12 protein-coding genes and 3 pseudogenes are annotated in these 13,052 nt (G+C 60.6%); 6 read left to right on the top strand and 9 right to left on the bottom strand.

Annotated features, from left to right (window positions below; all coding sequences use genetic code 11):
- Positions 1 to 60 precede the first annotated feature (60 nt).
- Positions 61 to 171, bottom strand: a pseudogene (locus tag MUN23_RS21950) (IS982 family transposase); the annotation flags it as partial.
- Positions 172 to 1,302: 1,131 nt separating this feature from the next.
- Here MUN23_RS21950 and MUN23_RS21945 point away from each other — a divergent pair.
- Positions 1,303 to 1,750, top strand: a pseudogene (locus tag MUN23_RS21945) (thiamine pyrophosphate-binding protein); the annotation flags it as partial.
- Here MUN23_RS21945 and MUN23_RS21940 read toward each other — a convergent pair.
- The 4 genes from MUN23_RS21940 to MUN23_RS21925 form a co-directional block, all read right to left on the bottom strand.
- The gene (locus tag MUN23_RS21940; protein WP_248764172.1) at positions 1,689 to 2,267 is read right to left on the bottom strand and encodes an aminoglycoside phosphotransferase family protein; all 579 of its coding nucleotides are present in this window, start codon (positions 2,265 to 2,267) and stop codon (positions 1,689 to 1,691) included. The pseudogene MUN23_RS21945 and the gene MUN23_RS21940 sit on opposite strands and share 62 nt — an antisense overlap.
- Positions 2,268 to 2,432: 165 nt before the next feature.
- The gene (locus MUN23_RS21935) at positions 2,433 to 4,178 is read right to left on the bottom strand and encodes an alpha-glucosidase (protein ID WP_248761137.1); all 1,746 of its coding nucleotides are present in this window, start codon (positions 4,176 to 4,178) and stop codon (positions 2,433 to 2,435) included.
- A 72-nt stretch (positions 4,179 to 4,250) separates the two neighbouring features.
- Positions 4,251 to 4,508 carry an aldo/keto reductase gene (locus MUN23_RS23720; RefSeq protein WP_371875952.1) on the bottom strand — a complete coding sequence of 86 codons (258 nt, stop codon included), beginning with the start codon at positions 4,506 to 4,508 and terminating at the stop codon, positions 4,251 to 4,253.
- An 83-nt stretch (positions 4,509 to 4,591) separates the two neighbouring features.
- Entirely contained in the window at positions 4,592 to 5,212 is a 621-nt protein-coding gene (locus MUN23_RS21925) for a hypothetical protein (protein ID WP_371875951.1), read from the bottom strand.
- 23 nt (positions 5,213 to 5,235) lie between these two features.
- On the opposite strand from MUN23_RS21925, the pseudogene MUN23_RS21920 reads away from it, so the two are divergent.
- Positions 5,236 to 5,499, top strand: a pseudogene (locus MUN23_RS21920) (DDE-type integrase/transposase/recombinase); the annotation flags it as partial.
- A 186-nt stretch (positions 5,500 to 5,685) separates the two neighbouring features.
- On the opposite strand, the gene MUN23_RS21915 reads toward MUN23_RS21920, so the two are convergent.
- The 4 genes from MUN23_RS21915 to MUN23_RS21900 are packed head-to-tail and all read right to left on the bottom strand — an operon-like array spanning position 5,686 to position 8,679.
- On the bottom strand, positions 5,686 to 6,486 hold the full coding sequence (locus MUN23_RS21915) for an enoyl-CoA hydratase-related protein (protein WP_248761136.1): 801 nt from the start codon (positions 6,484 to 6,486) through the stop codon (positions 5,686 to 5,688).
- The gene (locus MUN23_RS21910; protein ID WP_248761135.1) at positions 6,476 to 7,723 is read right to left on the bottom strand and encodes a CaiB/BaiF CoA-transferase family protein; all 1,248 of its coding nucleotides are present in this window, start codon (positions 7,721 to 7,723) and stop codon (positions 6,476 to 6,478) included. Before MUN23_RS21910 ends, MUN23_RS21915 begins: the two co-directional genes overlap by 11 nt.
- A 10-nt stretch (positions 7,724 to 7,733) precedes the next feature.
- Positions 7,734 to 7,904: a hypothetical protein gene (locus MUN23_RS21905; protein ID WP_248761134.1), complete on the bottom strand. Its 171-nt coding sequence runs from the start codon at positions 7,902 to 7,904 to the stop codon at positions 7,734 to 7,736.
- Positions 7,897 to 8,679: an IclR family transcriptional regulator gene (locus MUN23_RS21900; RefSeq protein WP_248761133.1), complete on the bottom strand. Its 783-nt coding sequence runs from the start codon at positions 8,677 to 8,679 to the stop codon at positions 7,897 to 7,899. Before MUN23_RS21900 ends, MUN23_RS21905 begins: the two co-directional genes overlap by 8 nt.
- Positions 8,680 to 9,417: 738 nt before the next feature.
- Between MUN23_RS21900 and MUN23_RS21895 the strand changes: the two genes are divergently transcribed.
- From MUN23_RS21895 to MUN23_RS21880, 4 genes are read left to right on the top strand one after another with little or no spacing between them, the layout of a single operon-like run.
- A complete protein-coding gene (locus MUN23_RS21895) occupies positions 9,418 to 10,065 on the top strand; it encodes an ABC transporter permease (RefSeq protein WP_248761132.1) in 648 nt (215 codons plus the stop codon).
- A complete protein-coding gene (locus MUN23_RS21890) occupies positions 10,058 to 11,203 on the top strand; it encodes an ATP-binding cassette domain-containing protein (RefSeq protein ID WP_248761131.1) in 1,146 nt (381 codons plus the stop codon). Before MUN23_RS21895 ends, MUN23_RS21890 begins: the two co-directional genes overlap by 8 nt.
- Positions 11,187 to 11,978, top strand: a complete 792-nt coding sequence (locus tag MUN23_RS21885) for an ABC transporter permease (RefSeq protein WP_248761129.1) — start codon at positions 11,187 to 11,189, stop codon at positions 11,976 to 11,978. The genes MUN23_RS21890 and MUN23_RS21885 overlap by 17 nt, the downstream gene beginning before the upstream one ends.
- Positions 11,979 to 12,022: 44 nt before the next feature.
- Complete coding sequence (locus MUN23_RS21880; RefSeq protein ID WP_248761127.1) at positions 12,023 to 12,997, top strand: glycine betaine ABC transporter substrate-binding protein; 975 nt, start codon at positions 12,023 to 12,025, stop codon at positions 12,995 to 12,997.
- Positions 12,998 to 13,052: the final 55 nt, after the last annotated feature.

Raw genomic sequence — 13,052 nt, 5'->3', positions numbered from 1 at the left:
AGCCACCAACTTGGCTCAAATTCCTGGCTGAAACGGCCTACAGATAGTCGATCACACACAACTGGGCTTGCGCCCCGGCCGCCGGTCCCGTGACACGCCAAGATCAGGCAGGACACGGTCGGTGAGAAGGACATAGAGTGTGGTCAGGAGAGTGTTTAGTTCGGGGTTCACATACCGGGTTTAACACTCTCCGCCTGACTTTAAAAGCCTCCCCACCGCCCCAAGCAATAGGAATTACTCATCTAGGAGTCTGCTGAATTGGTAGGGTCTTGCCGGTGCCCTCTGGCTCTGCTTGCTCGTGGGGTGGCGGATGCTGGCCGCGATGAGCTGTTCGCTGGCTTCCAATCAACGTCCGGGAAGGCTGTTGGGGGCCGCGCGATGATGGCCCCGTGAGGGCTTGCTGGATGTTGCGCGGGGCGGTGGCTGGTTACTGCGTGGGGTGGTGGCTGGCCGGCCGGTTCAGGCAGGGCCCAGGTCCCGTTGCTGTCCCGTAGCCCGAGGTTGAGCAGCCTGCTCAAATTCCGGCCGGCGATTCGCAGGTGCAGCCAGGCGTTGGACCGCTCGACCATGGTCCGGTGGGCCCGGTAGTCCTCCTGGAACTGGGGGTCCGCGGCGCGTTTACGGTGTCCGCGCTGCAATGTCTCGTGCTCGTCGGGTGATCTTCCGTCCCCGCGCCGCGGTCACGGAAAGCCCCTGCTCGGGGCCACCGAAGAGGGCGAACACAGCCACCGAGAAACGGCTTCTTCATATGCCAGCTCCGCAGGGTAGCAGCGAAGTGCGTCTGGGCGTTCACAGCCAATGCGAACATAACGGACTTTACTTCAGCTTACGGGCACCTCATCACCGAAGGGCCGACGGTCACGACACCCTCCGCCACCAGCACCAGTGTGGATCGGCGCACTTCCCGGCAGATCAGCACCCTGCGGAGGACGACCCCGCTCAACAAAAGGGGTCGGTCCCGGCCTGCTTCCAAAGCTACGGCCGACTGCTGCGAGGATCGGCAGCACGTGCCTTGGACGGCGGCCTTGCCTGCCGCCCGCAGCATTTTCCAGTTCCTGGAAACTTCCCCCAAAGTCATGTCGGGAATTGGAGACGAGGTGACTCCCGACCCAGTTAAACGCCTGGGAAACCAGCAGCTGACGTCCACGGATCACTGAATCGGGTCTATATCAGAAAAGGAACATCAATGAAAGTATCGGGCTCCACCCACCCGGCAACAGCAAGCTGCTGCCGAAGCACACACGAGCACAGCTGCGAGGCATCCGCAGGTTTGGACGATTCAAGCATGCAGGCGGTCGTGAGATGACGGAAACTTTCACTTCCTCGAACAAGGTCGCCACTTCTGAACAGGCACTCCCTCTTAGATCAGCTGGGCACGTCATCGTCGACACGCTCGTTGCTCACGGAGTCAAACGCGCCCACGTAGTCCCCGGCGAAAGTTTCCTCGCCGTCCTGGACGGACTGCACGCCTCCACAATCGAAACCATCGTCTGCCGCCATGAAGGCGGCGCCACGTACATGGCCGAGGCCGACGGCAAAATGAACCAGCTACCCGGCGTCGCCATGGTCACCCGCGGTCCGGGCGCCGCGAACGCACATGTCGGCCTCCACACCGCATGGCAGGACTCGACCCCGATGGTGCTCTTGGTCGGACTGATCCCTTTTGCCCATCGGGACCGGGAGGCGTTTCAGGAATTCGACATCAAAGCCTGGTTCGACACAGGAGCCAAGCGCGTCATGGTACTGGCTGGGTCGCCGACGCCCATTATTCCGAAGTCGATGACGGCGCTGAGCCGCCCATCCGCGCACAAGACGTTCCCCGGTGACAGATCGCCGTGTATCCACACGGGTGACCCGGTCCAGGATGGTGCCCGCAGGGCGGCTTCCCACGCAGCAGTGGCGGCGTCTGTGTCGATGATGTTTCGAAGTACCCCAATCGCTGTGCGTGCGTCGGCGTCTTTCGTCTTCAACGGCACACCACGTCCGGCCGGAGGTCCGTCGGTCGGATCGATTCGACGCATGGCGGAGACGAAGCCGGCCAGGTCGGATGCGAGCGATCCGGGGTCGGCTATCGCATCGACTGCAGGGTTCTCCCCTTCCAGCCACCGGCAGACCGTCCACGGCCACGGGAAGCCCTCGCCGGGATGCCCCTTGGCGAGGGGGACAGGAACCTTAACATGCAGATGCGACGCAAGCCGCGGCAACCACTCGAACTCGCGGTCGACGTTCTCGACGGCCCAGTGGATCCGAGGGAGACGCACGGTCATGTCGTCGCCAAGCCGATATATGGCGTTGTCGGTACCGGAAGACTCGACTGGTTCGACGGAAAGTCCCGCCCAGTTCGGGAACTGAGTAGCGACCAAGCTGCGGACAAGTTCCACGTCGGTGTGCACTTCGTCGTCGTGCATTTTCTGACTGGACAAGAGGCTCCCTTAATTGACCCGGAGTGTGCGGCGGCGGAACACTTTGAGTTCCCAGGGGCGCAACCGAAGCGAAGGCTCGGGTGGGTAGTTGCCCAGTACCTGCTCGGCCTGGGCCCAGGAGTCATCGTCGACGTCTATGGTCCTTTCCTTTGCGGTGAAGTTGCCGAGCACGAGCATTTCGATCCCGGGCAGGGAGCGGCGGAATGCGTAGATGTGTTCGTCCTCGGGCAGGAGCATGGTGAAATCCCCGTGGGAGATCACGCGGTTCAGGTGGCGTAGTTCGATCACGCGCCGGTAGAAGTTGAACACGGAGTCCGGGTCGTTGACCTGGGCGGCGGCGTTGATGTGGTTGGCGTTGGGGTTGACCGCGAGCCAGGGCGAGTCGGTGGTGAAGCCTGCGTGGCGGGTGGCGTCCCATTGGAGTGGTGTTCGGGCGTTGTCCCGGTTCAATGGTGCGAGGGCTGCGAGGACATCGGCGTCGGTGCGGCCCAGATGGGTGGTGGCTTCGCGGTGGTGGTTGTGGACTTCGATGTCGCGGTAGTCGCCGATCGTGCCGAAGCTCATGTTGGTCATGCCCAGTTCCTCGCCCTGGTACACATACGGGGTCCCGCGGTGCAGGTGCAGGACGCCGGCGAGCATCTTGGCGGACAGTTCGCGGTATTCGCCGTCGTCGCCGAAGCGGGAGACGGCGCGGGCCGAGTCGTGGTTGCCCCAGAAAAGGCTGTTCCAGCCCCTTTCGGCCAGGCCGTCCTGCCAGCGCCCCAGCGAGGCCTTCAGATCTTTGAGTTTCAGCGGCCTGGGTTGCCACTTGTCGCCCTCTTCCAGATCCAGCGTCATGTGCTCGAACTGGAAGACCATGTCCACTTCCTGGCGCGCCGGGTCTGTGAACAGGGCGGCGTCCTCCACGGTCACGCCCGGCATCTCGCCGACAGTGAGCAGCGGGCCCTTGCGGTGGGCGAAGACCTGCCGATGCATCTCCTGCAGGAACTCGTGCATCCGCGGACCGCCGATGTAATGGGGGCTGCCGTCGCCGTAGAGCTTGTCCTCGGCCCGGACTCCGTCGGGCAGGGCGGGGTCCTTGGAGATGAAGTTGATCACGTCCATCCGGAAGCCGTCCACGCCCCGGTCCAGCCACCAGTTCATCATCTCGTAGACCGCGGCGCGGACCTGTGGGTTTTCCCAGTTCAGGTCCGGCTGCTTTTTCGAGAACAGGTGCATGTAGTACTCGGCCGTGGGTTCGTCGTATTCCCAGGCCGGGCCGGAAAATGCCGAGCCCCAGTTGTTCGGTTCCGATCCGGGTGTCCCGGCTTCGGCGCCGTGGCGTGGGGATCGCCACCAGTACCAGTCGCGTTTGGGGTTGCCCTTGCTGGAGCGGGATTCGATGAACCAGGGGTGCTCATCCGAGGTGTGGTTGACTACCAGGTCCATGACGAGTTTCATGCCGCGGGCGTGCATGCCCTCAATCAGTTTGTCCAGGTCCTGAAGGGAGCCGAAGATCGGGTCGATGTCGCGGTAGTTGCTGATGTCGTAGCCGTTGTCATCCTGAGGGGAGGCATAAACCGGAGAAAGCCAGACCACGTCCACGCCAAGGGTGTGGAGATAGTCGAGTTTGCTGATGATGCCGCGCAGATCACCGACGCCGTCACCGTTCGAATCGGCAAAGCTGCGCGGGTAGACCTGATACACCACCGCACTCTTGAACCAGTCCTTCTCCGTGCTGATGACTGAACCGGATGAAAACTGTTCGATACTCATGTCACTGCGCCTTTCTTCGAACCGTGCGGTTTCGCAGGGCCTCTATTCACACAAGTCGGGGTGTGGTGCGCTTCATTTCCGGGACGGATGATGTCCCGAAGGTCTGATCTCGGAGCAACCCTCGTCACGGTGCCGCGGCATCATGCGATTGCCGGACCGGTAGATGTCGGCGTGATCGAACACCGTGATGCCGATCTCCAGTGCTGCGTCTATGGCGGCCTCGGCCTCATCGATCTCAGCGGGGCCATACGGTGAGGGGGACCAATCGCCTCCGAGGCCCATGGAGCCGTAGACCAGGCGGTTCGGAACGGAATTGTTTTCGAAACTCAATTGGTGCCCTTCTGGCGGTGCTGGAAGTCTGCCCAGGCGGCTGGCAGGACAGAGGTCAAGTGATCAGGCTTTCATTGACGTGGTTACGGCGAAGGCGACGGTTCCTCCGCGCCGGCCACCGGATGGACCATGACCGGATTCTCCGAGGCCGGGATAAAGGCGCTCTCGCCACGGCCCAACTGCAGGGGCACCGGAGCGGCACCAGTAGCGAGTTCAATCCGCTGCAGCTGGAATTCCTGGAACGGTGGCTGGTAGAGCTCCTGGCCAAGGTCAGAGCTGGCGGCCTCGATGCGGGGGATCCCCAGGGCAGCAAATTCGATGGTCTTAGTCAGTTCCGGAACATCGATGTACTTGGGCGTCAGCCCACCGCGCAACACATTGTCGGAGGAGGCCATGACCTCCACGCCCAGCCCGCTCAGGTAGGCGTGGACATTGCCGGCAGGCAGGTACACCGCTTCTCCCGGAGCCAGGGTCACACGGTTCAACAGCAGGGAAATCAGCACTCCGGGATCGCCCGGGTAGAAGGCACCGAGCTCCACAGCGGTGGAGAGTTCACGGACGAATGGACCGGCCGAAGCAGAGGAGCCGAGCACTTTCAGCACCTGGGCGGTGGCTTCGGAAACGTCGTCGCCGCCACAGATCAGCCGGCTGAAGGCAGCCCGCAAAGCGCCCGCCTCATCATCCCCGGTGAGATCCGTGACCACCCCACGGAGGACATCCGGCCGCGCCAGGCGCCGGGGAGCAGAAACGGCTGACGGCAGAGTATCCGATGCATGTGGTCAGTTTCGACTTCCAGTCAGACGTGACCTCCTGCGGGCGGCACATCCGGTTCTTCAATGTCATCGATGAATACACCCGCACGGCCCTGGCGATCATCCCGCGCCGGTCGTTCAAAGCCTCGGACGTGGTCGCGGTGCTGGAGAACATCATCGCCGAAACCGGTACCGCACCGGCCTACGTCCGGTGTGACAACGGGCCGGAGTTCACCGCTGATACTGGGAATACTGGACGCAAGAAAAACAATTAGCTATCGCATAGACGCTGGACTGCTAACGGGGGCCCAATCAGCAGCAGGGCCCTGCGGACGGTTTCTTAGACTGCAGCGGGCGGGTGACAAGAGCATGTCACCATGTCCTCTCTGCAAAATCGGTGTCAGACGCACTGCACAAAGCGGCAGTCAGCGTCCCTGCCATCGTGGGGCACGCTTCTCCACGAACGCCCGTGGTCCTTCCTTGGCGTCCTCGGAGCTCAACAGGGTCCGGTAGCTAGAACTATCCATGCTGTGTCGGTAGGCCTCTTCGATGCCCAGCGACATGGTCGCCTCGCTGATCTCCTTGACCGCTGCAACGGCCAGGGGCGCGCTCGAACAGATGTCACGGGCCAGCCTCATTGCCACATCGAGCAACTCGGACGAAGCCACGACACGATTCACCAAACCCCATTGATGCCCTTCAACTGCGGTCATCCGCCGACCCGTGAGCAGCATCTCGGTGGCCACAGCTGAGGGCAGTTTTCTCGGAAGGCGCAGGACACCGCCGGAGCCGGGGACCATGCCCAAGGTCACTTCGGTAAGCGCGAACTCGGCGTGCTCGGCGGCCACGATGAGATCGGCAGCCAGCGCGAGCTCAAAACCTCCGCCGAATGCGAGGCCGTTCACTGCGGCAATGACAGGTTTCCGTAACCCGAACAGTCTGGTCAGACCGGCGAAGCCCCCAGGCCCGTGGTCGGCCTCGATGGACTCTCCCGCGGCCGCGGCCTTCAGGTCCCATCCCGCCGAGAAAAACCGGTCCCCGGCCCCGGTCAGCACGGCCACTCTCAATGTGGGGTCCTCCTGCAGCCGGTTGAACGCGGCGTAGAGCTCGTGGCTGGTGGCAACGTCGATGGCGTTGGCTTTGGGACGGTCGAGGGTCACCATCAGGACACCGTCCTCGACGTCCATCCGAACGGATGAGGCGAGGGCTTCAACGTCAGACGACATTGGTGTACTCCTTGGAAGTGGACATCTCGGTTTGCAACTCGTCGGTGTGTTGTCCCAGGCGGGGTGCGGGCGAGGTGGCGTGGCTGGGTCGGCCATCGATCTTGAATGGCGTCCCAAAGACATCGACAGTGCCGGACTGGGATTGGTGTACCGTCCGGACCAGGCCGTTGGCGCGAACCTGTTCGTCGTCAAAAACGTGGTTCAGCAGGCGTACTTCCCCGGCCGGGATCGAAGCCTGATTGAATTTTTCGATCCAATGCGCGGCTGTGGCCTGTCGAAAGCGCTCGGAGAAGTTGATGGCGACTGACTCGCGAAGGTTTCGCTCCTCGTCGTTCGCCGGTAACGCCTGTGGGTTGTCGACCCAGGGGTCCTCGAGACTCAGGACGTCAAGGACTCGTCGCCTTTGAAGGGTGGTGAGGCACGCGAGCGCGATGAATCCATCCGCAGCTTCGTAGCAGCGGTAGTAGGGCTCGAGTTTCCCAGCGTCGCGGACTTCCTTGCTCACCCTGGCCAGATCATGGTGTTGAGCAATTTCGTGAGTGTCGACGTGATTTTCCGAGGGGCTGTCAATTCGGACAAGGTCCTGAACTTGGGCGAGCAGGGACGCTGCTAGCAGTGACACCTCGAAATGCTGTCCCTCGGCGCCGGAACGATTGGTGAGCCCAGCGACCACACTGATACAGGCAAGAAGGCCCGCCGTGATATCGGAGTAAGGAACACCCCCGCTTCGTCGTGGAATCTCATCGTTGGGATCTGTGTCAGCCATCAACAGCCCCGAGTAGGCCTGCGCAATCAGGTCATACCCCACCTGCCCGGATTTTGGCCCGTCGCTGCCGAAGGCAGTCACGACGGTGACAATCGCCTTCGGATTGATCCGGCGGATCGTTTCACTGTCGAGTCCGAAGTTTTTGGCGCGTTCCGGCGGCATGTTGTGGACGACGACATCGGCCGAGGTGATCAGTTTCTCCCCAAATTCGCGACCGTCGACAGACTTGAGATCGCAAACGACTGAACGTTTTCCCTGATTGAGCGCATACAGTCGAGTGCTGGCGCCATCCCCCAATGGTTCGTAGTGTCGATAGGCATCTCCGACGGGGGATTCAACCTTGATCACATCAGCGCCAAGGTTGGCCAGGAGCAGCGTGCAGAGGGGGCCAGCAACAAACTGTGAGAAGTCGATGATGCGAATCCCCGCCAGCGGGCCGGACGCATTGTCGTCGAGTGTTTGGTTATTCATCGGGGCAGGCTCATTCCTTGTTGAGCGAATCCCATTCGCTCGTAGACATAACGAGAATCGGTGTCTGCGGGAGAGCCGCTATACAGCGCTTCGCCGCTTCCTCCAATTCGATGGTTAGCTGGCGAGCCCATTCGTCAATTTCGGCCGGCACATCCAGCAGCCTCGCAGCTGTATCAGTCATGGTATTTGGCTCCAGGTTGGTTCGGGTTCTGTATCGGGTCAAGAAGGGCTCGGACCATCGCTTCGGTGCGTGAATCGGAGCAGCGGGCGTTGGGCACGGAGACCGAAAGCGCCATGGGGGCACCGCTGGGGCCCGGTCCAAGGGACACAGCGAATCCGCTGAGGCCCACTTCGTATTCGTCGGTGGACCGCGATAGGCCCGTATCGCGAATACTTTGCAGTTCGACGTTTAGGTCTTCCCACCTGCGAATGGTGCGTGCAGTTCGTCCCTCATAGGGTCCGCCGCCGATCCGATCGAGAACGACCAGATCGTCGAGCTGAGCGAGGAGGCATTTGCCGATCGCAGTGCAGTGAGCAAGTACGCGAGACCCTACGGCAGTTTGGGTCGTGAGTAATTTTGTGCTGGGGATCGCGTCCAGATACAAAGCATGTTGGCCGTCGAGGATCGCAATGTTGATGTCCTCATCGAATTCCGTGTTGAGTCTGTTCATCCACCGTCTCGCGTCGTCGGTGAGTCCGGCGGACGGACGGCCAGACAGCCGAAGTATCTGCGCTCCGAGTCGGAGCTGCCGAGTTTTCGGGTCTTGCTCCAAATAGTGATCGGTAGCCAGCGTGCGACAGAGGCGGCCGACAGTTGGCAGCGGTATGCCGAGAAGCTCGGAGATTTCTTTTTGCATGAGAACGGTTCGCTCGGCTGTGAAAAGCGAAAGGATCGCCAGCCCGCGGCGCAGCGTACGAGCCCCAGCACTGTCATGGGCTGAAATATCATTTCGCACAGCAACAGTCTCGACGAGTGAATTGGCTCTGTCAACCCTCCTGGGAGTACGACATTCGTGTTGATACCTGAGCACGGCTCCCGGCGCAACTTTGACCGGAGCGTGTTCCAGGGGTGGATCAGATTCCAAAATGGTGTTGACGCTACCTTGGAGTGCATGGCCAAGTGATTGAACCCTGTAAACGCGTTCACAGATACAAGAATGACTGCAGGTCTAATTCGCTGAAGGATCAACATCGTGCAAATAGCAGCAGCGTTGCTGCCTGGAATCAACCAGTCCTTTGAAAGCACACGGCTCGAATTCGATGAGCCGAAGATCGGAGAGGTGTTGGTTCGGTTCGCAGCCTCAGGTGTCTGCGCGATGAGGGACTTGCGAGGAGGGACGCTTCAAGTGTGCGGACCCACCAGGTTCGGGGAAGCGCTTGTGGAGTGTCAAGAGCCGGCTGGGTCGCGTTTCTCACCTCAGGCCGCGGCAGAACCGAAAGCCGCATCACCCCGTGTCCGCGAACGGGGTCAAGGCCAGACCTTGGTGCGCGCCTCAGCACTTTCCGACCGGTGCGCGAGAATTCTTCCGAAACGCAAGCAGTCACTGGCTGAAAGTGGTGGTTACCTGTTGACTGTTGTGGGTTCCATCACTTAACCTCATTGAGGCAGTGCGTGCAGGATCGGTGCCGGTGTGAATTCCGCTGCTTCGTTCATCTCGCACCAACTGTCAACTATCGAATGGAGAGGAGTAGTCGTGAGCTACTTGGATTACTGGTCGTACTTCGGCGGGAAGTTGGTCCAGCAGTTCGGCGAACACATTGTCGTTGTCTTAGTGGCAACGCTTCTGGGCAGCATCGTCGGCGTTTCTTTGGGAATCGCTGTTTACAGGCGCCCCCGCGCGAAAGCGATTGCTATCAAGATGAGCGGCGTGTTGCTTACGATTCCGTCCCTAGCTTTGTATGTGCTTTTGATCAGCATTATCGGACTTGGCTGGCCGCCGGTGTTGGTGGCTTTGACCCTTTACTCGCTACTTCCGATCGTTCAGAACACCATCGTTGGATTGAATGGCGTAGACGCTTCTGTGGTGGAAGCCGCTGCAGCGATCGGCATGAGTCGGCGACAGAGCCTGATGAAAGTGGAGTTTCCGATGGCGTGGCCCATCATCCTCACCGGGATTCGAGTCGCGGCTCTGTTGCTTGTCAGCACGGCAACAATCGGCGCGATCGTGCGAGGACCTGGACTTGGCCGCGCAATCTATGACGGGCTCAATACCCTCGGCGCACCGACAGCCCTGTACCAGGCGTTGTCGGGAATAGTGGGCGTCGCCATCGTGGGACTCATCCTCAATCTTGCATTCATCAACCTTGGCAAATTAACGACATCAAGAGGCCTCCATGACTGACCCATTTATCCACCTTGAAAATCTGACTAAGACCTTCCCCGGGTGTTCTGAGCCAGCGGTCGACAATCTGGACCTCCGGGTGCGCAAGGGCGAAATTGTCATGCTGGTCGGACCCTCAGGGTGCGGAAAGACCACGACCATGAAGATGATCAACCGTCTGGTCGAGCCAACGTCCGGTCGGATCATCATCGACGGCCAGGACGTCACTGACGTAGACCCGAACGAGTTACGACGAAGCATCGGCTATGTCATCCAACAGGGTGGGTTGTTTCCGCACCGGCGCGTCGGCGACAATGTGGCAGCCGTATTGAAATTGCTTAAGTGGCCCTCGTCGAAGATTCCAGCACGAGTGGACGAGATGCTCGATCTCGTCGGTTTGGATCCCTCGCAGTACCGTGATCGCTACCCCAAGCAACTCTCCGGTGGGCAGCGCCAACGCGTGGGTGTCGCCCGGGCGCTGGCTGCCGATCCGCCAATCATGTTGCTGGACGAACCGTTCGGCGCAGTCGATCCAATTGCCCGCGAACGACTTCAGGATGAGTTTCTACGTCTGCAGAAGGAAATCTGCAAGACGATTGTCTTCGTCACCCACGATCTCAGCGAGGCCGTCAAAATGGGGGACCGCATTGCGATTGTGCGCGACCGCTCGGCGGTGGCGCAGTTCGACACTCCGGCACAGATCCTCGCCAACCCCGCCAACGACTTCGTGCGCGACTTCCTCGGCGAGAACGCCGAACTTCGAGCCTTGTCATTGCTCGAGGTCAAAGCTGAGGCACTCACTGTTTTGCCCACGACCACGGTGCAGCCGGGCGAGGCCGAACAGGCACAAACGCATGGGGCCGCCACAGTCGTCCTTGAAGCCGGCCGTCCGGTGGGCTGGCTCCTTGTCGACGGTGCGAGCAGGCGCTTCCGGCCGGTCGATCCGCTTCGGCTGGGACCCAGCACCCGGCTCGCAGACGCCCTCGGGCAGATGATGCGCAGCGGCGCTCCGGCGGCAATTCTTGTTGGCGAGGATGGCCGCCTCGCGGGCTGCCTCGAATTCGCGGCCGTGACCCGAGCGGTTGCGAGTACATCTGGCGGCGCTCTTTTGAACCAGCGCCGACTGAGCGAGGAGTTGACCTATGACCACCGCAACTGAGCTTCCCCGGGACATTATTGCCGAGCCAGACAGCGGTACGGCAACAGGCCGCCGGGTGCCCTTGCGGCTGATCTTCACGACCCCGATCGTTCTTCTGGTCGCAATATTCGTCCTCTATCTGTGGGTGAAGACACGCGAATTCGACAGCGTAGAAGCACGCATCCTGACCGGCCCCCAACTGCTGACAGCGCTTTACCAGCACCTGTTGCTCGTCGGAGCCTCGACCATGGTGGTCCTCCTCATCGCGGTCCCGTTGGGAATTTTACTGTCCCGTCCTTCGGCCCGACGCATCGCACCACTTGCTCAGGCAATCCTGGTGGCGGCGCAGTCAGTCCCCAGTTTCGGTCTGATCGTACTTTTCGCGCTCACCCTCGGCCTCGGGGCGCAGTATGCGATTTACGCGCTCATCATCAGTGCACTGTTGCCCGTACTCAGCAACACCATTGCTGGTCTGGAACAGATCGATGCCGAACTCAAAGAAGCAGCTTCCGGTATCGGTCTGACGCGCGGACAGGTCTTGCGACAAGTCGAGCTGCCGCTGGCAGTGCCGGTGGTGTTGGCCGGACTTCGTACCGCCATCGTCTGGAATGTCGGGACCGCAACTGTGGCGGCATTCGCCGGAGCCGGAGGTCTCGGATCGATCATTCTGGTCGGACTTATTCAGAACCGCGACATCGTCACGATCGTCGGCGCAGCATTGACCGCGTTTCTGGCAATTTTCTTGGATCACATCGCCAGATTGGCGCAAGACTTCCTGACCCCGAAGGGTCTCTAAACCCACTTAGATTCCACCCAAGCTGTCACAACGAAAGGCATTTCATGAAGATTGGTAAGAACATCCGCGTCTCAGCCGTAACGGCCACTCTGGTGGTTTCGGCGATGGCGCTCACTGCCTGCGGCGGCAGCGATGGCGGTGCGACGACGGGCTCCGCGGGTTCACTCGCTTCAACTGTTGATCTCAGCGGCGTCACCATGTCGGTCGGTTCCAAGGAGTACCCAGAGCAGAAGATCCTGGGCGAAATTCTCGTTCAGACACTTGAGGCCGCCGGCGCGAAGGTGACAGACAAGACCGGCCTCGCAGGCACCAACGTGGCTCGGGCAGCTTTGGAAAGCGGCGAAATCAACGCTTACTACGAGTACACCGGTACAGCATGGCTCACCATTTTCAAGAAGACCAATCCGATCACCGATCCAAACGCACTCTTTGACGCGGTTCGCGCGGACGATGCGACGAACGATATTTCCTGGTTTGCCCCTGCGCCATTCAACAACACGTACGGCCTTGGTGCCAGCCCGGATGCGGCCAAGGGCACTGGAGTCAAGACTCTTTCGGACTACGCCGAACTGGCGCGGACCAACCCGAAAGAAGCGACTCTCTGCGCAAGTGCAGAGTTTGCGACTCGCGATGACGGCTTGCCCGGTCTAGAAAAGGCCTACGACTTCAAACAGCCGGAGGGGACGGTGTATCCGGTCGAGGTGACCGTCATCTACCAGGCGATCCAGCAGAAGAAGTGCAACTTCATGTACCTCGTCAGCACCGACTCGCGCCTCGCGAAAGAACACATCACCGTCCTCGATGACGACAAGACCTTCTTTCCGATCTACAACCCCGCAGTGAACATGACCGGCAATATCTATGACGCGAACAAAGCGAAGTACGACAAGCTCTTCGACGCCGTCGCCAAACTTCTGACCCAGGACACGATCCTGGAACTCAACGGCCAAGTCGAACTCGACGGATTGCCCGCGGACTTGGTCGTGCAGAAGTTCCTCCAGAAGCACAAGATCATCTGACCGCAACAACCCAAAACCAGGCCTTACCGGGCCACACCATCAAATGAAGGACAGA

This window comes from Pseudarthrobacter sp. SSS035 (assembly GCF_023273875.1).
Taxonomy (GTDB): Bacteria; Actinomycetota; Actinomycetes; order Actinomycetales; family Micrococcaceae; genus Arthrobacter.
This window is presented reverse-complemented; position numbering and strand designations above follow the sequence as displayed.